This is a genomic window from Viridibacillus sp. KH_047, from assembly GCF_057838945.1.
Genome location: NZ_CM174479.1, coordinates 1,827,068 through 1,848,260, shown reverse-complemented (window position 1 = coordinate 1,848,260; position 21,193 = coordinate 1,827,068). Strand labels below are relative to the sequence as shown.

Sequence of the window (21,193 nt, the reverse complement as noted above, 5' to 3'; positions counted from 1 at the left end):
AAGTGATTTTTGGAGTTATTACTTCTTTTAATTTAATCGTTTTAAAATCTGGCTTGTATCATGCCAGTTTGCAGTTACTTATGATACGGTTCACCGTAATGTTGCTAAGTGAGGTTTTAATTATCTATAAATAGCTAAAATTTCTAGCTCTATAACATCACTTTCAACTTTAATATTTTCCATACCTTCTACTTCAGTATTACCCATTTGACGTCTTAATCCCCTACTGATGGAAAACAAGTCTTTCATAATATCAAACACGACAATTGGTGCATTATTATACTTTTTCCGACTATTAATTTTAGCTATAAAAGTTAAATCTTCTGCTTCATAATCCTCTAATGTTTCAAAATTTAAAATTAGTTCCGTTGACGATAATTTAGCAAAGCCTAAGTTTTTTTCAAATGATTCACTTTCAATAAATAAAGGAATTTTTGTACTTTCTTTAGCAAAAATACTTTTAAAGATTTCTTCCTCTTGAGGGTTTCCTAATTGCATACTACTTATTAACAGCGGTTTAAATTGTGTAATCAAATCCATCATATCGAATTCATTAGGTATTTTTAGTATACCCTCGAATTTTATAATTGAAGTTTTAGTAATTGTTTCAATATCAAAATTTCCTTCAGTAAAATCAAAAAAATAATCTCTACCATTTTTATCTAATAAATGTTCAAACTCATTACAATCTAATAACAGATTATCTACAAGTTCTCCTTCCATTTCATTACTTCCACCAATACCACCTGATAAGACTGAAATTTGCGCCTCTAAAGATTTCGAAGATGAAATTTTAACATTTTTAATTGCTACGTGCTTTTTTCCTTCTAGTACAGCTTTATACTCCGCTACCTTTTTTGCATCAAAATATAATAGATTCTTAAAAATATAAAACACCTCTCCAAATTAATTATATGTAAAATTATAGCATATTCCATTTGAAACCTATGTAATTAAAATTTAACAAAAAGCCGTCTAAAACGTTTTCAAATTAACGTTTTAGATGGCTTTAATTAATTTATTTTGTAGATAATGGATCAAATAACTTAAGGTATAAAACTGATTGCTAATTATTTTTGAAATAGACTTCAAATTTTCAATCAAATATTCATCTTCAAATAGTTTTCTGAGCTTCATTATATTGATTATGTTCAACCAAGACTTTTAGCCCCAGCCCGTCCGTAGACCATCTATAGAAACTCAACCTTTCAATTGAGCGGAGCAGGGCATAAGTTCATTTTATATTATTTATCAATTGAACAAATAGAAAAAAAAGCCCAACCAAATTAGTAAGACTGTTCATTCCCTAGATAATCAATTCTTTTTAGAACGATTAATTAACGTAAAGTAGAAAACCGCACTTACTTATGATACGGTTCACCGAAACTAATATTAAATTCGTTATAAAATGGAATTCCTTCTTGGACTAACCTGCTCCGTTAGTTTAAGTAAATTTTTTCACAATCTCTTTATTGTGTTTTTAAAGTAAATACTACAAAAATCCCCTCTAAGAAAAATATAGAGGAGATTTTAAGTAATCAATCTTTATTATAAATTATCAACATTATTACAACGTAACTCTTAAATCGGCACAGCTTTCGAATTGAGGATCGTGCCATCCAGCGACGAGATATTACTCAAATCATTATCAGTCCTCCGTCCCCTGACGATACCCTTCACATAAAAATTTTGCAACTCTATTTGAAGAAAACCAATACCAATAGAGCTTCGTCTATGCCTTACATTCATCTTTAATAAATACGACAATCAAATCTAATTTACTTTAAGCTTTTAGAAACAGATCACTTGCTCTCCAAAATGCTCACATAATTATTTTTTTGAGTTAATTTTATTTAACTCAGTTAATTGAAGGATTGCTTTAAGCCTTGATAAATCAGACTTTATCCAACTGAATTTACTGAGTTTAACTAGTTTGATTCAGTACCTTTACCCTTCTTCGTTCAACGTCAATGGCTCTAAATCATTCTAAAACTCAGATCATAAACGTGGATATATTAAGGTTTCGTCACAAGAATACATTTGCTGAAAGAAGTTAAATTGAATCCATTCAACAAATGAAAAATAAAATCATCTCTTTCATGAACCCCATTTCCTACTTTCGAATTAACCCGATCACCTCTGCTACAAAAGCTACCTTCTGATGTTGATTTGAAGTCGTTAACCTTACAGTCACTGCTCCGCTATCTTCTTTCCAAGTTTGTTTTTCAATAACTTCTGCTTCAACTGATAATTCATCACCGGGATAAACTGGCTTCAAAAATTGTACATTATTAACACCTAACCCAGCTATGACATCATTTCCGTAGTAATTTTGCTTCACCCATTGCACCCATGTCATCGCAAGCGTCTGCATACCAGAAGCAATAATCCCTTTAAATGTGCTATTCTCTGCCATTACTTCGTCAATATGCATATATTGCGGATCATATCGATGTGCAAAATCAAGGATTTCTTCTTTAGTTAAAGTAAAGCTACCTAACTGAAATTTCTCGCCAACGATAACTTCTGAAAAACGCATATACCTTCACCTTCTCTCAACCTTAATAAGAGCAGAGCCCTTATTAAATTTTTCTGTCAACATCCTTCCAATAAACATCACGAACACGTCTTCTTAACACCTTTCCAACAGCCGTTACTGGTAATTCTGATACAAAATCAATCGACTTAGGTACTTTATATTTCCCTATTTTCGATTTCGTAAATTCAATCAATTCCGCTTCAGTCACATGTAATCCATCTTTCAATATGACCTCCGCATGCACTGCTTCACCCCATTCCTTATGAGGAATACCAACGACAACGGAAATTTGAACTGCTGGGTGAGCATTAATTATATTTTCTACCTCAGTTGCATAGACATTAAAGCCACCTGTAATAATCATGTCCTTTTTGCGATCTACAATGTAAACGTATCCTTTGTCATCCATATAACCCATATCTCCAGATTTCCAATAACCATTTACAAAATCAGTCGCTGTTTCCTCAGGCATACGATGGTATCCTTTTATTACCACCTTCGCTCTAATCCATATCTCTCCAAGTTCGCCTTCAGATACCTCTTTACCAAACTCGTCCGTAATTTGAATTTCTACTCCAGATAATGGTTTTCCGGCTGATCCTAATCGAACTATATCTTCCTCTTTACGAATTTCATGGTCTTCTTTTCCAAGCATTGTTACAAATGGCCAAGCTTCTGTAGAGCCATATCCTTGAACGAAAATATTTCCAAATTTCCCCTTTAAGTCCATTAACTTCGCTGGACTCATAGGCGATGCTGCATAATAAACCGTTTTCAAACTTCGTAAATCATATTTCTGCTCCAGCCCTAAATCACATAAACGATACAATAACGTCGGTACAACAAATGTCGAAGTTAACTGATACTTCTCTACTACGCTGCATAGTCGGTCTAAATCGGGAATATTCATTGTATATTGCGTTCCACCCTTATATAAAACAGGTAATACAAAAATCACAGTAGCATGCGATAGAGGCGTAACATGAAGTAGCTTCGTTTCACTATCAATTAAATTTTCATTTTGCGAAAGCATTTGATTCATGCCACTGAAAAAAATTTGTGGTACATACATCGCACACTTGCCGCGACCTGTGGTACCGCCAGTAAATCGATATAAACAAACATGCTCATCCATGTCGTATTCAACATTCAACTCTTCATCACTTACTTTTTCAATTAAATCCCAGAAATAATAAACTCCCTCTAACTCTTGTGAAGGACGGTCCATCGATACCACTTCAATACCACGTTGTCTAAACGCAGCGTAATAATCAGGATTTTCAATAATAGCCTTCTCAACAAATAACAATTTTGGATTTAAATAATCAATTTGATATAGATGCTCCTCTAATGAATCACGAAAATTAAACCACATCGCAGTCGGTAAAATTTTAAACATCCAAAAACCAAATAAACTATTATTATCATTTTCTAGCAGATTACCATAAACATCCCCCAGTTTTAGTTGAAAATGGTCAGTAATCAAGTGACAAATGCGATTTGTTAATTTATGAAGTTCCATATACGTAAAACTTCTTTCTCTCTCCACATTAACAAGTGCTACTTTGTCAGAGTATTGCATCGCTACTTGACGTAAATGTCTACTGTAGTTGATTTTCAGAGTAATAGCCCCTTCCCTATTGCTATTTTTAAAAATGTGACACAGAAATTTTCTGTTCACTTTTTTAAAAGCAATTTCCGTGCCAAACTATTTATTCTCTTAAAAATCATCATTTCGGTATTTCAAATGTGTAAACAATCGTAAACAAAAATGCACACTTTACACATTTTTTTGTAAACAAATGATGTGTAAAGTGTGCATTTTTTGCTCATTTTGGTAAAAGAATATTAATCCCTTAATAATGTAATTCATTTTTTTGCTAGCTGATACTCAAATGCTCGTTCAAGATATTATGATTAAACATTTTCCAACCTGTTCTATTCATCATTCTATACAGGAAGCATTACTCTGTTTTTCGCAGGTGCCTTCACAGATTATTTCTGTCAATGACGAAAAGGAGCTTATTTCAGGATTGCTTTAAGCCTTGATAAATCAGACTTAATTGAACTACCTTCACCGAGATTAACTAGTTTGTTTAAGTGACATTATCCATCTTGTATCACCCGATTTAATTGTTTTATATACAATGCTAAATCTATTTTCACTTTTGAATTTTTTCTACTGATACTCCTTCTAGTGTTACATGAAAGGTTATTGTAACAGGACCTTCGGGTGGGTTTAAAGGACCTGTATACGTATCATATTTAACTTTAACAGTAAAATCATATTGAGAATATCCACCATTTAGTCGTTTCACTTCTAATATTTCCGCATTCCAAAGTGCATAACTACGATTTGGATATAGCTTATTAATAGCTTTGTTTGCATAAGGGTTTAATAGCACTAATAGTACGTCATAGAAATCAGAGTGCTGTGCTTCAGCTCTAACTATCTCAGTTTCAGCTGTATCTTTGCCCGCTAACACCACAACTATAGATAATAACGTTAATACCAAAACAAATTTAGCCAAATTAAAGGTATATTGTTTGTTTCTCATATTTTTAATTACCACCTTATTTTATCAGTTAAGGTAGTTTTCCCGATTCATATAAATTATTAGTAATTTGTCGAATTGAATATGAAAAAAAGAGCAGTCTGAACAGCTCAACAACCTTCTATTAAAGTATCAGTTACTTTAAATACATTACTTTAAAATTTCACTTGTCCATTCTCATTGTGAATGTCGTTATGGTGAATAACACTTTTTTCTTAATCGAAATTCCCCTCTTTGTAAAATAATACGATGTCCTATTATTCCCGAATTAAGGTAAAAAAAAAGATGACACCTGCTAAGGCATCATCACTTCGAAAATGAAACTTTTATAAGATAACTTTAACCGAAAAATTTATCCCTGATTTACTGCACTTTCATCCATATAAGCTATTTCCCATATATGACCGTCTAAGTCCTGAAAACCCCATATATACATAAATCCGTGATCTTGCGGCTCACTATAAGGCTTAGCACCAGATGCCAGTGCCTTATTTACCAACTCATCCACTTGATCCCGACTTTCAGCAGATAAGCAGAAAATCGCTTCTGCAGAAGTAGTAGTATCCGTAATTTCCTTCTTGGTAAACTCTTTGAAACGATCTTCAACCATTAGCAATGCGAAGATATTGTCGCTAATGATCATAGAGGCTGTGCTCTCATCACTGAAATGTGGGTTGAAATCAAAACCTAACTCTTGAAAAAACTTGAAGGATTTGTTCATATCTTTCACTGGTATATTGATGAAAATATTTTTAGATTGAAAAGCCATTTAATATCACCTCCAAGTTGAAATTAGCACATTAAATAAAGTTGTGTCCATTTTACGACTAACTTAAACATTTAGTAAAAAAACGTTTCCACATATTGTAGAAACGCCCATTTAAGTCGAATATTCAAATTTAACAACAGATTAAGAAAGTAAAGGCTTTATATTCAATAACCCCTGGTCAACTGATGTCTCTATATAACCAACTATCTGATCAAACGTAAATACATTAAGTTTTTCATTTATCACTTCTTTATCGTACTCCATATCGTCCAATACAAAAGGAATGAATTCATCAACATCTTTGGACTTAACCTCTTGCAAATCAAATATTGAAGGAAAATCACTGAGTATTTTTCTCAATTCGTCTGTAAAACCATAGTACTCTAATAATTTTCCATTTAGTAAACGGAAATCATTATGGTATAAATTAAATATTTCTTCATTAGCTTCCATTCTGTTTTTCAACCAAGGAAGATAAAAACCTTTCAGCCATATATCATCAGCGATTAAATGTGTATAATATCCCAAAATATAATGACTTTCTACTTGCGCATGATATTTATGTATAAACCCTTTATAATCAATGCTCCGTGAATAATCTTGTACTTCACCTTTAAAGAAATGTGATTCTTCTTTAGGTGAAACAGCATCTGGCGCAATGCTTCCCAGTAAAAATGGTGTTCTATCTTCTATTGACAGACACTCTGCAATTCTATTAGCGATAACCAAGTGCATTATTCTTGAACCCATAATTCCCCACACCCTTTGATAAATTCTTTAATTATTCTGCTGCATTAGTAAAAAGTCTCTCTAAAACAGTGGTTAGTAGATGTAGTCTATTATTTTTTGATAAACAAAGGGTAAAGTTGAAGCTGCTATTAAACCTACTACAACCGAAGAAGTTGCAAAAAAGAGAAATTTCCGATGTGATATTTCGTTCCTCTTATACGCAATAATTAATACCTTAGTTATAGAATAAACAGTTATAAATATTATTATCGCTGAAAAGACACTTGTTAAAATTACCTCGATAATAACCCTCCTTTTTTATCGTTCTATCGCCTGTTAAAAGAGTCATCCGTAGAGCTCAACACCCTTCTACTAAGGCCCCTGTTAACTGAACCAAGTCTACATTATCCCTGACGTAATATTTTTTCAAACATTTTTGGTCGATGTTTTTCAAAACCCTTTATCAATTCTTTTCCAAAAACAGTTATGGTTCTTTCCCAAGGGTGGCCTAAATATCCCCACTCAAAATCCTTATGAATAAAGAAGTAATAATCGCCATTTGGGAAAATTGGAACTGTCCATTCATCGAATTCGTTTTTTTGAAATTCTAAATGGGGATTCATCCAATAACATTCATGCTGCCAATCTAACGCATACATATATTCATCTACTGAAGTACTTTCTTGAAAAACAAGTAATGCTTTTTCCTCCAAGTCATCATAGGCATCTAAACCCTCATATTCGCCAAAGTATAGTGAGATATCGTAGGTAATATAAGGGGTTGGTGCTTTAAAAGATGGGAAATTGGACACACTTGGTTCAAACTTCAATTCATGATCTATTTTATTCCAAACTTTTTCTTTTTCTTTACTGGTTAGTTCAAGCCAGTTTCTCATATGAATGAACACCTTCTTTTTTAGCGTCTATTAAAACATTTCTTCCACTAAAGCCTCCATTAGTTTAAGTTCCATACTTTACAAAATTCTAATTAACATCAATATCAAATACAAAATTAGTCATCTTCATTCAATTGAATCACAGTTAAAAAAGTAGCTTTTTTATCCAGTTCAATTTTTATTTCACTATTATTTCAACTATTGACCCGTTCTCAAATTCAAATATAGCTGTCTATGCAAAATTTAGACTCTTAGCGAGCCACGGAAACCCCTTGCAGCATAGTAGGATTCTGCTCCGTTGTGGTACACAAAGACAGTGTCGTAGCGATAATCACAAAAGATGGCCCCACCAAGTTTTCTAATATTAGCAGGTGTTTGCACCCAGCTCGACGTTTTCATATCGAAATTTCCAAGTTTCTGCAGCTCGCGGTATTTTTCTTCCGTTAATAGTTCAATACCCATGGCAGTTGCCATATCAATAGCATTATTTTCTGGTTTGTGGTTTTTCCTTGACTCCAGTGCTTCACGGTCGTAACAAACACTTCTGCGACCTTTAGGACTTTCCGCTGAACAATCATAAAAAATGTATTCGCCCGTCTTGTTATCATGACCAACAACATCTGGTTCACCGCCAGTACCTTCCATTTCATTGAGCGACCACAGTTTTTCAGTAGTAGCTTCAAGCTTAGCTTGAACTTTATCCCATTCAAGACCTTTATGGCGGTTCATATTCTTCTCAAATCGGGCTTTCAAAGTTCTAAGTAGTTCCTCACGTTTTTCAAGTGACAATTCTGGATTTCTCTTTGTCATATTAGTTTCCCCCTTATTGTTTTCCTCATTATGATTTAATTATTAAACTGCTGCGTTAGCACAACAATTAAAAGAGCCGTCTATGCATTCATTGATCTTAAACTAAAGCTCACAATTAGCTTAAAATTATTGTTACTAAATTCAATTATAGCCTTAAATCCCAATCAAACGGTCTTATTTTTTCTAAAAAAAATCTCTGCTTTAGCATAACCTTTTTTATATTCAACTACATAGTTTGCGGGAGGCTAATTAGTTGTATTGGTATCAATAAGTGTTCTATCTTTCCCAAAACTATACTTTATTGAAATATCCAGCTACTTTAGTTGAATAAGTAATACGCGATTGGCCACACTAAGATGAAACACTTGGATACCTTCCGTCGACTGTATTTAAAGAACAGCCTTCATAAAAATTGTCTATTTTGTGTTAACCTTTTTCACCCTATTTACACTAGCTAAAAAATCAATTAATATTCTATTGATTAAATGTTAAGAAGAGCAACATTCTTTTAAGGAAAGCATTCATTAACATTTTGTCTATTAACAACTTAATATTAAGTAACGATTATTTTTTTCATTTAAGGAGGATTTATTGATGCACAAATTACAAGACATTTTAGAAACTAGAGATTTCATTATGAGTAAAACAGATTATCGTCCTACGATTGGACTGATTTTGGGCTCAGGTTTAGGAACTCTTGCTGATGAAATTGAAAAATCTGTCAAAATTCCTTATAGTGAAATTCCTCACTTTGCAAAATCTGAAGCAATTGGCCATGCAAACGAACTAATAATTGGTGAATTAAAAGGAAAGACAGTAGTAGCTATGAAAGGTCGTTTCCATTATTATGAGGGCTTTTCATTAGCTGAAGTAACTTTCCCAGTACGTGTGATGAAGGCGTTAGGTGTAGAGAATTTAATCGTTACTAATGCTGCTGGTGCTATAAATACAAGTTTTAGCCCTGGAGATTTAATGTTAATTACTGATCATATTAATTTAGTAGGTACAAATCCATTAATTGGTCCAAATAATGATGAATTGGGAACTCGTTTCCCTGATACTTCTCAGGTTTATAATCTAGATCTACGTAATATTGCTTCTAAAGTTGCTAAAGAACAAAACTTTAGATTACAAGAAGGTGTTTATGCTTGGTCGAGTGGCCCAGCTTACGAAACTCCTGCTGAAATCCGTATGATGCGTACATTAGGAGCAGATGCTGCTGGTATGTCTACAGTTCCAGAGGCAATTGTAGCTATTCACGGAAACATGAAAGTACTTGGCATTTCCTGCATGACAAATATGGCATGCGGAATTTTAGATCAGCCATTAACTCATGATGAAGTAATTGAAGTGGCGGCTAAAGTTAGAGAACAATTTGTAGGATTAGTTAAGGGTATTTTAGAGGAAATGTAATATTGAGTTAAGAATTAATGTGAACTCCCTCCAATTGTTAGATAAAAACTACCGATTGGGGGTTTTTATCTGGTTCGATTCCCGTAGACTCCATTTCTAATACGTTTAGAAAAAAATATTGTATATTAGTCAGTATTAACTTAAACACCCCTTTCATTCTTAAACCAGAATGAAAGGGGTGTTTTTTTCTATAAGATAAGCCAGTATTGCAAAAATGTTGTTTCTAATTTTTTTATATTCAATGAAATTCAAGATATCAGCAACTATTCATAAATTATTTAACGAATACTCCTCTGACTTTATTCGATTTTTATATGAATTTTCGATTGTAACTGTAAAGGAGTCCCAAGAGACCAGCTAATCCTACTAGCATTATGCCCAATTCGAATTTGCCAGTTGTTTTTTGGCCTACAATTATCAAAGCCAAACAAGTGATGAATATGACAATTCGTAAGGTAATTAGGAAATTACGTTTCATAATAGAAAAACTCCTTATCCGGAAGTGTAACGCACTCTTTATTCTTTTTCATATGCACCCTCTATTCCTTCGATCCGCCAAGAGCCATTCCTTGGGTTAATTTCTTTTGAACCAAAATGTACAAAATTAAGGTTGGCAACATAACGAGAACCATTCCGGCATACATTTGTCCATAATTTGTAGCTGATTTTTGAGCTGCCATTAAGTTCATAAGCCCTACAGGCAACGTTTTATTCGGACCAGGTATCAATGTCAGTGCAATTATATATTCATTCCAAAATGAAAGGAAATTGAATAAGATAACAGCTACAATACTAGGTCTCGCCATCGGAATCATAATTTTGAACATCGTTTTAAAGTATCCGGCACCATCGACCCATGCAGCTTCTTCATATGTTGATGGTAACGTTTGGAAGTAACTAGACAATAAATATATAGTAAAAGGCAATGCCGTTGAAGCGTACACTAAAGCTAAAACAAACAAATTATCTAATAAAAAACCATCACCAAATCTTCCACGTATGACCGTATCCACATCCAGTAACATTAAAAATATTGGCACTACAATATAGTTCACATTAATAAATAATCCTGCTTTAAACAGAGTATTTAAAATTTTACTACCTTTAAATGTATATCTAGCCAATACATAAGCCGCCGGTAAGGCAACAACTAATAAAATTAGAATTGCTAAGGCCGTAACCATGATAGAATTTAACATATACGTGCCCATATTTGCTTTTTCGAAAGCGTCTATAAAGTTTTGAAAATAGAAACCTTTCGGCATGTCCCAAGGGCTCGTGTAAAATTCTGATTTTTCTTTTATCGAGGCTATGAAAACCCAAGCAACAGGAATGATAATCGTAATAGCTAACGTAAGTAACGCTACATAAATAAACAATCGATAAAGTTTCTCTACGCTCATTTTCTTTTGTTTTTTCATCTTTCTTGGTCCTCCTTAGTACTCAAGCACTTCCCTTTTGGTGATTTGGTTAATAATAGCTGATAATGCGAATGAGAATAAGAAGATTACTACTCCAATAGCCATACCATAACCATAAGAGGAATTTGTGTAAGCCTGCTTATACATGTAACTTAAAAATACCTCTGTCGAACCATCTGGCCCGCCGCCAGTCATTGCTTGTACAAGTAGAAAACTTAAATTTATGGTGCTGACAATAAAAAACGTTAATGTTGTACGAATGTTGTTCCAAATCAACGGCAAAGTGATACTAAAAAATTGTGTAATACGTCCCGCGCCTTCTAAAGATGAAGCTTCGTAGAAACTTTCTGGAATATTGGCCATACTAGACATATACATAACCATATAATAGCCGACAGCTTGCCATACGAGTGCTCCACTAATACTGTATATCGCAATTTTTTGGTCTCCAAGCCACATTTTTTGTAAACTTTCAAGGTTAAATACAGAAAGAAAATTATTCAATAAACCTGATGTTGGATCATAAATCGCCGAAAATATTCCGGCAATAACCACAATTGATAATATATTAGGAATATAGAAAATAATCCTAAAGAAATTTCCACCTTTTACATTTTCTCTAGTTAATAATGTTGAAAAAAGTATGGCAAGTACCATCGTAATAAGTGTTACTACTACAATTAATAATATGCTGTTTTGGAGAGAGCGAATGAAATTCATATCATTCCATAATATTTTAAAGTTATTTAAACCAACAAATACTTGATTATTTGAAAATCCTCCCCATTTATACAAAGACATCCGAAATACTTCAATCGTAGGCACAATCATAAATAGTGTTAACAAGAGTAAGGCCGGCGTCGTACAAACAAAAATGAATATCCTTTTTTCTGTTGTCTTTTTCAATGTCTTCACCTCTACAAATTAAATATAACGGTGAGGAAAATCCTTCACCGTTATATCTTAGTAAAATAGTGTTCGTTTATTTTAATGCTGGTCGTAATTGATCGCTTACTTTTTCAACATTTTTTTGCCATTCTTTTACCGTTTTGTCACCTGAAACAATACTGTCGATACTTCTGAATAATGTATCAGCTATACTAACACCTTCAACCGCATCTGTTGCTGCAAAACCACCCATTCCTGCTTTTGCTCCGTTATCATAGATACTATAGAAAAGCTTATTGTCGCCAGTTAGTTTTTCAGAATTCCCTTTAATCGGTTGAACCGCTCCAGCTTCCGCAAAAATAGATGAAGCTTTATCAGAATAAACAAATGTTAAAAAGTCTTTTGCTGCATCTTTATTTTTAGCAGCAGAAGGTATCCACATTTGCTCAAAGAATGTAAACGCATATCGATCGCCTCCTGTTTCAATTGCAGGTAACGCAGTCATGCCCCATTCAAATCCATCAGCTCTAGGTGCATCAGCCATTTCCCCAACAATCCAAGTACCATTTGGCATAAAAAGTGCTTTGTTATCTAAAATTAATTGTTGATTCTTTTTAAAATCTTTATCATTTGCATTAGCAACAGTCGTAGGTTCTGTGTATTTACCTAATTTTCCGATTATTTCAAACATTTTTGTTGCTTCTGGAGTTTCCCAGATACCATCTTCATAACTCATCGCTTTATTATAGAAGTCAGGCCCACCTACCTCTAAAAGTAACGAATAGACGAATGCATCAAAGTATCCAGTAGTTGGATATGTAAACAAAGAGATTCCCTCTGCTTTCGCTTTATCACCTAATGCCCACATTTCATCCCAAGAAGTAGGTACTTCCCAACCTTTTTCTTTTAATAAATTTGCATTATAGAATAATCCAGTAGGACTGTAGAACATCGGCGCTAAATACGTTTTACCGTCATTAAAAGGATTTGTAGCAAGTGTATCTGTAAAGCCTGGAATTAACTTATCTTTAACAGTTACATCTTCCCCATAAACGTTTTTATCAAGTACACCTGTAATGTCTTCTAACGCTTTATCTTTTATTAAGTTTTCTGTAAGAGCTAACTTTCTACCTGTAGCCAATAAAACCACATCTGGATAATTTCCAGCTTTCATATTCGGGCTAATAACATCTTCCAAATTTTTATCTGCAGTCAATTCCACTTTTACATCTGGATTTTCAGTTTGATACGCGTCGACAACTTTAGACCACATATCTTTGCCATAAGCTGATTCTAGCGCTGCCACATGAAGCGTTTGTTTCTCTTTAAGTGTTTCGCCGCCGTTTGAACCGACCTCCGCATTATCTTTGTCTTGACAAGCCATTAAACCAATCGATAATAATGCTATCGTACCTGCTAGCAAAGCTTTCTTTTTCATTTTTTTCTCCCCTTTCCCATTTTCCCTCATATATAAAGTATACGAAAAATAAAAACGCTTTCACAATATACATCTTGTTCAGTTTTTTAGATATCTTGCTTTCTATTGCCAAGTTTTACTAAAAAAACTATAATATTGATAGGTGTTAATACTAGGAGGCGTTTATATGTCAAATGATATATATGAAGTACCACAATCACATAGAGATCATTTCCCAGTAAAGCTTCTTTATGTAACAAAATCGAAATATGATAAAGATTGGCACAGCATTACTCATACCCATCACTTCACAGAAATTTTGTACATACTTAAAGGTAAAGGAACTTTTATCTTTTCGAATAAGGAAGTACATGTAACAGAACATGATTTGATTGTCGTCAATCCACACGTAGAGCATACCGAAAAATCGACAACTGATCTCCCACTTGAATACATTGCACTCGGAATCCAAGGACTCGCATTCACATCTCCAGATGATTCAAACTTACAGGTCACTTTTGACAATTACAAACAAGAACAAGAATCCTATCTCTTTTATCTTCATCAATTGATAGAAGAAGTAGAGAAACAACACGAAGGTTACGAACTAATAGCACATAATATTTTAGAGATTTTATTGCTAAAAATTACGAGAAAAAAAACATTCACTTTAGAAGAAACCTCAACTCAAACCATGAGTAAAAATTTGGTTTTCATTAAGAATTATATAAAGCAACATTTCCGTGAAGCCATAAACCTAGATACGTTAGCAGAAATTATTCATATCAATAAATACTATTTGGCACATTCATTCAAAAAATCAGTAGGTATCTCTCCTATTGAATATTTAATCCAAACTCGCATCAGAGAAAGTAAAATATTGTTAGAAACAACAAACTATTCGATATCTGACATATCAACAATTACAGGCTTTTCATCACAGTCATTTTTTTCTCAATCTTTTAAACGAGTTACGAAATTATCTCCATCACAATATAGGAAAATCAAAAGCTCTAAGAAAAACAGTTCAAATATTATACAATCTATAATAGAAAAGTAGGAGAATATAAAGTAGTAGTAAAAATTAATTGTATTTATTTAGATTAAAAAAATGTAGTTTTAATTTAGAAATCCTAGCCGTTCTATTCTATATACGAATTAATAACTGAAAATTCAAAACACTACCAGTGACCAAAGTTTACACCTGGCCTTTTGGTAGTATTTTTTTGTGTGTATTTACTACAGTTTTTTCAAGATTCTCTCCCTCAGTTTTGAAGAAAGTAAGGCTTCCTACATTTTCTAAAAAAATTCCTTTCAACTTCTGTTATTCATCCTTCAAATCAATTAGAAATGTTTTGATTTCATATTGTTTTATGTGAAATGACATTTTATCGGTAGTTACTTTATCTCCAATAGGTCTTTCCATCAAGTCGCTTTCCTGCCATGATTTGAAATGAAAATCACTTTCTATTTCCACTACGCCTCGTTGTCCCCCCTTTTAAAAGTTGTCTAGTGTAGTTTTACATTTACAATAGCTATAAAATCAATTAAAATTCTATTGGTATAGTATTATGAAAAAATTATTATTTTTACATAAAGCATAAAAACTAACATTTTGTCTATTAGCAAAATTTAACCTTTATGTTTTTGATTTTAGGAGGAATTATTGATGCACAAATTAAAAGATATTTTAGAAGCTAGAGATTTCATTATGAATAAGACAGATTATCGTCCTACGATTGGACTGATTTTAGGATCTGGTTTAGGAACTCTTGCAGATGAAATTGAGAACCCTTTCAAAATTCCTTATAGTGAAATTCCACACTTTGCAAAGTCTGCAGCAATTGGACATGCAAACGAATTAGTAATTGGAGAATTAAAAGGAAAAACAGTAGTCGCTATGAAAGGACGTTTCCATTATTATGAGGGCTTTACTTTAGATGAAGTAACTTTCCCAGTACGTGTAATGAAAGCATTAGGTGTAGAGGAACTAATTATTACTAATGCTTGTGGTGCTGTTAATACAAGCTTTAAACCAGGGGATCTAATGTTAATTACTGATCATATTAACTTGGTAAGTACAAATCCATTAATTGGTCCAAATAATGATGAATTAGGAACTCGTTTCCCTGATGTTTCTGAAGTTTATAATCGTAATTTACGTAGTATTGCTTCTAAAGTAGCTACTGAACAAAACATTACCTTGCAAGAAGGTGTTTATGCTTGGTGGAGTGGACCTGCTTACGAAACTCCAGCTGAAATTCGCATGATACGTACATTAGGAGCAGATGCTGTAGGTATGTCAACCGTTCCAGAAGCTATTGTAGCCATTCATGGAAATATGAAAGTACTTGGCATTTCTTGCTTAACAAATATGGCATGTGGAATTTTAGATCAGCCATTAAATCATGATGAAGTAATTGAAGTGGCGAGTAAAGTTAGAACACAATTCGTTGATTTAATTAAAGGTGTTTTAGAAGAAATGTAATAGAGAACAAGAACTACACCCCAGTTGTTAGACATAAACTAACGATTGGGGTGTTTTTTTATAGGGAAATTAACGGGAAAAGAACAATTACTATGTAATAATGGAAAAACACTTCCAATGACAAATGCTTTTGTATATTATTTATGTAAAATTAAATAGATTAAGTGAGGTAATATTATGACTAAAGAACAATATGGCTGGGGCATTAATTACGCTAATCTGTCACTTTTAGTAGGCGCAGTCGTTATTATTGCCGTGATATTAATTAGTTATATTTTAATTAGAAGAAAAAGAAAACAGTGATAAGTAGTTCAATAATGTTTTTGGTCCAAAGAAAACTACTTTAGCCATCTTCTTGAATTTCTTCTAATGACTTGCCGTTATTACTTCATTGGAAGGTATTTTATCTAAATTACTTTTAGCTTTGAACAGTGAAACACCAAATAAAACGTTTCTCTGTTCAGTTTTTTCTACGTTATTTCAAGAAGTTTAGTTTGTAATATCATTCGTTTTGCGATTAAAAATCTGAAAGTAAAATATTGTGGCAGTTGCTAAACACAGAACACTACTCACTAAACAAATACAGAAAAGAATTTCCCCGCCTAAAGTAGGAGAGTTATAAATATAATAACTAAGAAGAGATAATCCCCCACCTAAAATGAATAGATAATAGACAAACCATTTATACCTTTCCTTGAAGGAATAATATCCAATAAGAATTAGCAAATATAAACTGCTTATTACCATAATAACTGGAAAAGTGGGTTGAAATTTAGCTGCATATATAAAGTAGTCAAGTTGTGATATATCGCTAGCACTATATACTTCCCCATTTAGCAATTGAGAAAATGGTGTTGAATACTTCCATTCCCATGGGTTATCAAGGATTGTACTACCTTCATACCACGCAAAAAAAGTAGAAAAGAAAAGTAATATTAAAACTGTAACAAACTGAATTAAAAGCTTTAGCAAACCTAGATCACCCTCATATGCATATTTATTTGTACTATTTACTTTCATTTGCTACATTGTTATCTCAAATTTCATACATTAACCGCCTTTTAATTTAAACGATTAAAACTAATGTAAGTTCCAAATTTTATTTTATTTTCCATTTGAAATTTACAAAATCCTTCCTGAAATCTATTTTATTTAAGAACTATTAACATAAATCCCCGTAAAAAAATCACCTCTCCCCTATTAAAACAATAAAGGTAGGTGATTTTATCAAACTTTCTTATATATTAACAAACATTTCACTAAGCTATAATTCGCTTAAAATGAATACCCATTAATTCTCTTGAGCTTTTTTATTAGATTTCCATTCAATATTATGAGAAACTCATCCCATACTTACTATTAATAATAGGATATACAGTGTGTTATGTAATACTTTTGGCATTAGAAAGCCTCCTTTAATTCACTCTGAGCCTGACTAAGCCTGTGTGCCATTTGAATGTATATATAGTTGTACATTCCAACCAATACGACGTCAGTTTCATAATCCTAGAATACCAAGTTTTAATACTTTGTGAACTAGGTTTAATTTGGCATATTTAAAGCTAGTCCCCCTTCTTTTGTAGAGAAAAGGACAACACCTTCTACATAATTAACGCTTCCAAGCAATATAATTATTGTGCACAGTTGAATAAATTGGTGATAATTCAAGTCATTTTTATTACAACCTTTAAAAGGAGGTAATGTTATGGAAGAAAAAAATCAAATTATTCAAGACGAAACTAATACTTTAAATGAAGAAGATACAATATTCGATCCGATGGAGTCTGATAATCAAATAATAGGCGCTCCATCTCATAAGCATCCCCATCTACAACAACAGCCAAAAGGAATTCGTGTAATCGGCTATACGCTCATCGGATTTTGTGTTCTGATGGTTGCCATCGCAGTTGTTGGCCTCATTTTGTAAACCTCATCTGTTCTATTATGTAAAAAGGCTTGATTCCTCTGTGGAATCAAGTCGTTTTTTATTACATCTTTTTTTAGTTAAATACTGATTGAAACTGAGATTCAATGATGCAATCGGTCCCTCAGATGATTAAAAATCGGTCTCAAGACGTATAAAAACCACCTTCTCTGGTCTATTATCCTTAAAATTCCAAAGAATTACAATTACATACAGGAGGAACAACACAAAAATTGTGAGAAATCTTTATGTTGAATTAGAGCAATGCAAAAAATGGATGAGCATGAGAAAGGAGATTTTTTAATATGTCTGTGTTTACTAAATGGTCCTTTAAGAATAAGGCGGCCATATCATTAGTTACAATCCTTGTCTTACTACTAGGTGCTGTTAGCTATTTCAAATTACCAATGGAGTTTTTGCCACCAGCTGATCAACCGCAAATAACGATTATTGCACTGGGGCAAGGAGTCGATTCTAATTCAATGGAGGATCAGGTCACAACGCCAATTGAAACCGCAGTGAGTTCTGTCAAAGGAAAGAAAGATTATTTCTCCACAACAGGTGATGGATTTTCACAAATCGATATATTATTTGAATCAAAAACCAATATGAAAGAAGCCAAGCAAGAAGTGCAAGAAGCTCTTGCTACAGTGACATTACCTAAGAATGTTCAGAAACCTTCAATCATTCAGCTTAATACATCCATGATCCCAATCGCAGATGTATCTATTACATTTAAGGATGGATTAACAAAAAGAAATAGCGAATTTGCTAAGAAAAAAATCATTCCAATGTATAAAGATATAAAAGGGGTCGCAGATGTGCAATCCTTTGGTACAGAAAGTTCATATGTTTCTATAAAAATAAATAATACGCTATTAGCAGAAAAACAATTATCACTTGAGAATATTATGACAGTACTCCAAGATCAAAACCTTTCTGCTTCAGTCGGGGAAAAAACTATTGACGACAAAGCAAGTAACATCAAAATCATTGGAAAATTGAATTCTTTGAAAGACATTCAACAACTATCCATTGCTCCAGATGTTACACTGGCGGATGTCGCAAAAGTAAGCATTAAAAAGCCCAATACTACTCTTACTCGTGTAAATGGTAAAGATGCATTGATTATTATTATGACCAAAGAAAGTAATGCTAACGCAGAAAGTACGGGGAAAGAAATTGCTGAAGTATCTAAGAAAATGAACAAACAATATCATAACGTCCAGAGTGATGTTATTATGTCGACAGCAGATATGATTGAGGGTTCCGTAAATACGATGATGAAAGAAGTATTATTAGGCGCACTATTCGCGACCATAGTAATTGTTTTATTTTTAAGAAACCTACGTTCAACATTTATTACGATTGTCTCCATACCGCTTTCTCTAGCTTTTACCCTGTTTTTGCTATGGATGTCAGGCGTGTCGTTAAACATTTTGACATTGGGTGGAGTAGCCGTAGCTGTTGGTAGGCTTGTTGATGATAGTATCGTCGTTATTGAGAATATTTTCCGAAAAATGCAGAAGGAAAAATTCTCAGTTAGTCTTGTTGTAGAAGCGACAAAAGAAGTAGGAACAGCTATATTAGCTTCTACACTAACAACTGTTGCCGTATTCTTACCAATAGGATTAGTTAGTGGCAGTTTACAAGACTTTTTAATGCCATTTGCCTTAACAATCACGTATTCTTTACTCGCTTCATTAATTGTTGCAGTGACCGTCGTACCGTTGATGAGTTCAGCCTTATTAAAAAATAGTAAACTCGCTGTGCATAAGCCAGCAGTTCGTTTTTCTCGCTTATTAACATGGACACTAAATCATAAATGGGTTGTATATTTGCTCTCTTTATTATTATTTGCAGGGTCAATCGGGACTTATTTTGCAATGCCTAAAGGAGAGATTGATAAATCGACAGCTGATTTCATTCAAGCAACTTTGGAATATCCAAATGATACACCCCTTGAAAAATTAAAAGAAAATACACTTCGCCTTGAAGATTACATTCACTCACAAGACGAAGTTGAATATGAATATACACAGCTTGGTAATACAGAAGATGCTGCAAGATTAGGAGGAGTTAATTCACCAACGCTCGCAACATTCATGATTATGTTAAAGGATAGTAAAGATACAGAAAAAGTGCTTGATAGGCTAGAAAAACAAAAGAAAGAATATGTCGGTGCAGAACTAACAGTAGATACCGCTTCCTTTATGTCAGGATCATCTTCACCAGTTACGATTGATGTTATGGGTGATGATTTAACACAAATTGAAAAAACTGCAACTAATGTAAAAGAGAATATTGAAGAAATAAAAGGAATTGAAAAAGTTACAACCAATCAGGATGCAAAAAAAATGGTCTATTCTTTTAAAGTGAATGCTGCAGAAGGAAGTGCAACGCAAATTTCTCAGCAATTAGGTGTCTTCCTAAATCGAACACCTATAGGATCGGCAACAATTGGGTCACAGCCAATTACAATTATGTTAGAGCCTCTCCTGAACCCAAAAACGAAAGATGAATTAAACAAGATGTTAGTCGTCACACCTACAGGAATGGAGCCTTTATCTAAAGTAGCTAAGCTAAAACAAGAAGAAAAGCCAACAAATATAATTCATAAAGATGGCAATTCATATGTACGTATTACCGCTAGTGTTGATCCTGAGCAGCTATCAAAGGTCAATGAAGAGATAACTAAAACTATCTTTGGTCAGAAAGATGTAAAAGGAATGAAGATTCCATCCGGAGTAAACGTATATATTGGCGGTGCAAGTGCACAACAAGCAGACGATTTCTCTGATTTATTTATCACTATGCTTGTATCAATCGGAATTGTGTTCTTAATTATGGTTGTAACCTTTAAGACATTCCGTGCACCAATTGCAATATTATGTTCACTTCCATTAGCAGCAATTGGCGCGATTCTCGGCCTATTGATTAGTGGAATTACGGTAGATGTTACGGCATTACTTGGTGCCTTAATGTTAATTGGCATTGTAGTTACGAATGCGATTGTCTTGCTAGATCGCGTCAAACAAAATGAAAAAACAATGATCATACGAGATGCGCTTGTAGAAGCAGCTGCTACTAGAATGCGTCCAATCTTAATGACGGCTATGGCGACAGTCTGCGCTATGATACCATTATTATTTAAAAAAGCAGAATCAACAAGCTTAGTATCCAGTAGTCTTGCAATCGTCGTAATTGGCGGTTTAACAATGGCCACATTGCTGACACTTGTGGTGATTCCTGTTATATACGAGACACTTCACTTCCGAAAAGCAAAAAGACAGCAACGAGAAAAAGCAAGCGAAACTACTGAATCTGTTTAAGTAACAAACAAG

The 21,193-nt window shown here is 33.4% G+C and carries 19 protein-coding genes and 1 pseudogene; 6 read left to right on the top strand and 14 right to left on the bottom strand.

Annotation, left to right across the window (positions count from 1 at the left end):
• Positions 1 to 120 precede the first annotated feature (120 nt).
• The 8 genes from AC3IS5_RS09275 to AC3IS5_RS09240 form a co-directional block, all read right to left on the bottom strand.
• Positions 121 to 897, bottom strand: a complete 777-nt coding sequence (locus AC3IS5_RS09275; protein WP_489427543.1) for a DUF6414 family protein — start codon at positions 895 to 897, stop codon at positions 121 to 123.
• Between the two features lie 1,216 nt (positions 898 to 2,113).
• Complete coding sequence (locus AC3IS5_RS09270) at positions 2,114 to 2,539, bottom strand: MaoC/PaaZ C-terminal domain-containing protein (RefSeq protein WP_489427542.1); 426 nt, start codon at positions 2,537 to 2,539, stop codon at positions 2,114 to 2,116.
• 43 nt (positions 2,540 to 2,582) lie between these two features.
• Entirely contained in the window at positions 2,583 to 4,121 is a 1,539-nt protein-coding gene (locus tag AC3IS5_RS09265) for an AMP-binding protein (protein ID WP_489427541.1), read from the bottom strand.
• Positions 4,122 to 4,701: 580 nt separating this feature from the next.
• Positions 4,702 to 5,097: a DUF3888 domain-containing protein gene (locus AC3IS5_RS09260; RefSeq protein WP_489427540.1), complete on the bottom strand. Its 396-nt coding sequence runs from the start codon at positions 5,095 to 5,097 to the stop codon at positions 4,702 to 4,704.
• A gap of 349 nt (positions 5,098 to 5,446) precedes the next feature.
• The gene (locus tag AC3IS5_RS09255) at positions 5,447 to 5,863 is read right to left on the bottom strand and encodes a VOC family protein (RefSeq protein WP_489427539.1); all 417 of its coding nucleotides are present in this window, start codon (positions 5,861 to 5,863) and stop codon (positions 5,447 to 5,449) included.
• 141 nt (positions 5,864 to 6,004) lie between these two features.
• Entirely contained in the window at positions 6,005 to 6,613 is a 609-nt protein-coding gene (locus AC3IS5_RS09250) for a hydrolase (RefSeq protein ID WP_489427538.1), read from the bottom strand.
• A gap of 383 nt (positions 6,614 to 6,996) precedes the next feature.
• Positions 6,997 to 7,488 carry a DUF2716 domain-containing protein gene (locus AC3IS5_RS09245; RefSeq protein ID WP_489427537.1) on the bottom strand — a complete coding sequence of 164 codons (492 nt, stop codon included), beginning with the start codon at positions 7,486 to 7,488 and terminating at the stop codon, positions 6,997 to 6,999.
• 243 nt (positions 7,489 to 7,731) lie between these two features.
• Positions 7,732 to 8,298 carry a DUF4256 domain-containing protein gene (locus AC3IS5_RS09240; protein ID WP_489427536.1) on the bottom strand — a complete coding sequence of 189 codons (567 nt, stop codon included), beginning with the start codon at positions 8,296 to 8,298 and terminating at the stop codon, positions 7,732 to 7,734.
• Positions 8,299 to 8,892: 594 nt separating this feature from the next.
• On the opposite strand from AC3IS5_RS09240, the gene AC3IS5_RS09235 reads away from it, so the two are divergent.
• On the top strand, positions 8,893 to 9,711 hold the full coding sequence (locus AC3IS5_RS09235; protein WP_489427535.1) for a purine-nucleoside phosphorylase: 819 nt from the start codon (positions 8,893 to 8,895) through the stop codon (positions 9,709 to 9,711).
• 310 nt (positions 9,712 to 10,021) lie between these two features.
• Here the strand turns inward: AC3IS5_RS09235 and AC3IS5_RS09230 are convergent, their stop codons facing one another.
• The 4 genes from AC3IS5_RS09230 to AC3IS5_RS09215 form a co-directional block, all read right to left on the bottom strand.
• Positions 10,022 to 10,189, bottom strand: coding sequence for a DUF6903 family protein (locus AC3IS5_RS09230; protein WP_169786306.1), 168 nt, complete (start codon positions 10,187 to 10,189; stop codon positions 10,022 to 10,024).
• A 61-nt stretch (positions 10,190 to 10,250) separates the two neighbouring features.
• The gene (locus tag AC3IS5_RS09225) at positions 10,251 to 11,132 is read right to left on the bottom strand and encodes a carbohydrate ABC transporter permease (RefSeq protein WP_489427534.1); all 882 of its coding nucleotides are present in this window, start codon (positions 11,130 to 11,132) and stop codon (positions 10,251 to 10,253) included.
• A gap of 15 nt (positions 11,133 to 11,147) precedes the next feature.
• Positions 11,148 to 12,038, bottom strand: a complete 891-nt coding sequence (locus tag AC3IS5_RS09220; protein WP_489427533.1) for a carbohydrate ABC transporter permease — start codon at positions 12,036 to 12,038, stop codon at positions 11,148 to 11,150.
• 76 nt (positions 12,039 to 12,114) lie between these two features.
• Positions 12,115 to 13,458: a carbohydrate ABC transporter substrate-binding protein gene (locus tag AC3IS5_RS09215; RefSeq protein ID WP_489427532.1), complete on the bottom strand. Its 1,344-nt coding sequence runs from the start codon at positions 13,456 to 13,458 to the stop codon at positions 12,115 to 12,117.
• A 166-nt stretch (positions 13,459 to 13,624) separates the two neighbouring features.
• On the opposite strand from AC3IS5_RS09215, the gene AC3IS5_RS09210 reads away from it, so the two are divergent.
• A complete protein-coding gene (locus AC3IS5_RS09210) occupies positions 13,625 to 14,497 on the top strand; it encodes a helix-turn-helix domain-containing protein (protein WP_489427531.1) in 873 nt (290 codons plus the stop codon).
• A 264-nt stretch (positions 14,498 to 14,761) separates the two neighbouring features.
• On the opposite strand, the pseudogene AC3IS5_RS09205 reads toward AC3IS5_RS09210, so the two are convergent.
• Positions 14,762 to 14,917 (bottom strand): annotated as a pseudogene (locus tag AC3IS5_RS09205) (glycosyl hydrolase-related protein); the annotation flags it as partial.
• A 189-nt stretch (positions 14,918 to 15,106) separates the two neighbouring features.
• Here AC3IS5_RS09205 and AC3IS5_RS09200 point away from each other — a divergent pair.
• Positions 15,107 to 15,925, top strand: coding sequence for a purine-nucleoside phosphorylase (locus tag AC3IS5_RS09200; protein ID WP_489427530.1), 819 nt, complete (start codon positions 15,107 to 15,109; stop codon positions 15,923 to 15,925).
• Positions 15,926 to 16,102: 177 nt separating this feature from the next.
• Positions 16,103 to 16,228 (top strand): hypothetical protein, encoded by a 126-nt coding sequence (locus AC3IS5_RS09195; protein ID WP_489427529.1) that lies wholly within the window; start codon positions 16,103 to 16,105, stop codon positions 16,226 to 16,228.
• 186 nt (positions 16,229 to 16,414) lie between these two features.
• Here AC3IS5_RS09195 and AC3IS5_RS09190 read toward each other — a convergent pair whose 3' ends face one another.
• Positions 16,415 to 16,897 (bottom strand): YjdJ family protein, encoded by a 483-nt coding sequence (locus tag AC3IS5_RS09190; protein WP_489427528.1) that lies wholly within the window; start codon positions 16,895 to 16,897, stop codon positions 16,415 to 16,417.
• Between the two features lie 733 nt (positions 16,898 to 17,630).
• On the opposite strand from AC3IS5_RS09190, the gene AC3IS5_RS09185 reads away from it, so the two are divergent.
• Both AC3IS5_RS09185 and AC3IS5_RS09180 read left to right on the top strand, forming a co-directional pair.
• Positions 17,631 to 17,852 carry a hypothetical protein gene (locus tag AC3IS5_RS09185; RefSeq protein ID WP_489427527.1) on the top strand — a complete coding sequence of 74 codons (222 nt, stop codon included), beginning with the start codon at positions 17,631 to 17,633 and terminating at the stop codon, positions 17,850 to 17,852.
• 302 nt (positions 17,853 to 18,154) lie between these two features.
• A complete protein-coding gene (locus AC3IS5_RS09180) occupies positions 18,155 to 21,181 on the top strand; it encodes an efflux RND transporter permease subunit (RefSeq protein WP_489427526.1) in 3,027 nt (1,008 codons plus the stop codon).
• Positions 21,182 to 21,193: the final 12 nt, after the last annotated feature.

Excerpts from the sequence above, each read along its gene's own strand:
- AC3IS5_RS09270 (WP_489427542.1), bottom strand. The coding sequence starts at position 2,539 with ATGCGTTTTTCAGAAGTTATCGTTGGCGAGAAATTTCAGTTAGGTAGC.
- AC3IS5_RS09265 (WP_489427541.1), bottom strand. The coding sequence starts at position 4,121 with ATGCAATACTCTGACAAAGTAGCACTTGTTAATGTGGAGAGAGAAAGA.
- AC3IS5_RS09260 (WP_489427540.1), bottom strand. The coding sequence starts at position 5,097 with ATGAGAAACAAACAATATACCTTTAATTTGGCTAAATTTGTTTTGGTA.
- AC3IS5_RS09255 (WP_489427539.1), bottom strand. The coding sequence starts at position 5,863 with ATGGCTTTTCAATCTAAAAATATTTTCATCAATATACCAGTGAAAGAT.
- AC3IS5_RS09250 (WP_489427538.1), bottom strand. The coding sequence starts at position 6,613 with ATGGGTTCAAGAATAATGCACTTGGTTATCGCTAATAGAATTGCAGAG.
- AC3IS5_RS09245 (WP_489427537.1), bottom strand. The coding sequence starts at position 7,488 with ATGAGAAACTGGCTTGAACTAACCAGTAAAGAAAAAGAAAAAGTTTGG.
- AC3IS5_RS09240 (WP_489427536.1), bottom strand. The coding sequence starts at position 8,298 with ATGACAAAGAGAAATCCAGAATTGTCACTTGAAAAACGTGAGGAACTA.
- AC3IS5_RS09235 (WP_489427535.1), top strand. The coding sequence starts at position 8,893 with ATGCACAAATTACAAGACATTTTAGAAACTAGAGATTTCATTATGAGT.
- AC3IS5_RS09230 (WP_169786306.1), bottom strand. The coding sequence starts at position 10,189 with ATGAAACGTAATTTCCTAATTACCTTACGAATTGTCATATTCATCACT.
- AC3IS5_RS09225 (WP_489427534.1), bottom strand. The coding sequence starts at position 11,132 with ATGAAAAAACAAAAGAAAATGAGCGTAGAGAAACTTTATCGATTGTTT.
- AC3IS5_RS09215 (WP_489427532.1), bottom strand. The coding sequence starts at position 13,458 with ATGAAAAAGAAAGCTTTGCTAGCAGGTACGATAGCATTATTATCGATT.
- AC3IS5_RS09210 (WP_489427531.1), top strand. The coding sequence starts at position 13,625 with ATGTCAAATGATATATATGAAGTACCACAATCACATAGAGATCATTTC.
- AC3IS5_RS09200 (WP_489427530.1), top strand. The coding sequence starts at position 15,107 with ATGCACAAATTAAAAGATATTTTAGAAGCTAGAGATTTCATTATGAAT.
- AC3IS5_RS09195 (WP_489427529.1), top strand. The coding sequence starts at position 16,103 with ATGACTAAAGAACAATATGGCTGGGGCATTAATTACGCTAATCTGTCA.
- AC3IS5_RS09185 (WP_489427527.1), top strand. The coding sequence starts at position 17,631 with ATGGAAGAAAAAAATCAAATTATTCAAGACGAAACTAATACTTTAAAT.
- AC3IS5_RS09180 (WP_489427526.1), top strand. The coding sequence starts at position 18,155 with ATGTCTGTGTTTACTAAATGGTCCTTTAAGAATAAGGCGGCCATATCA.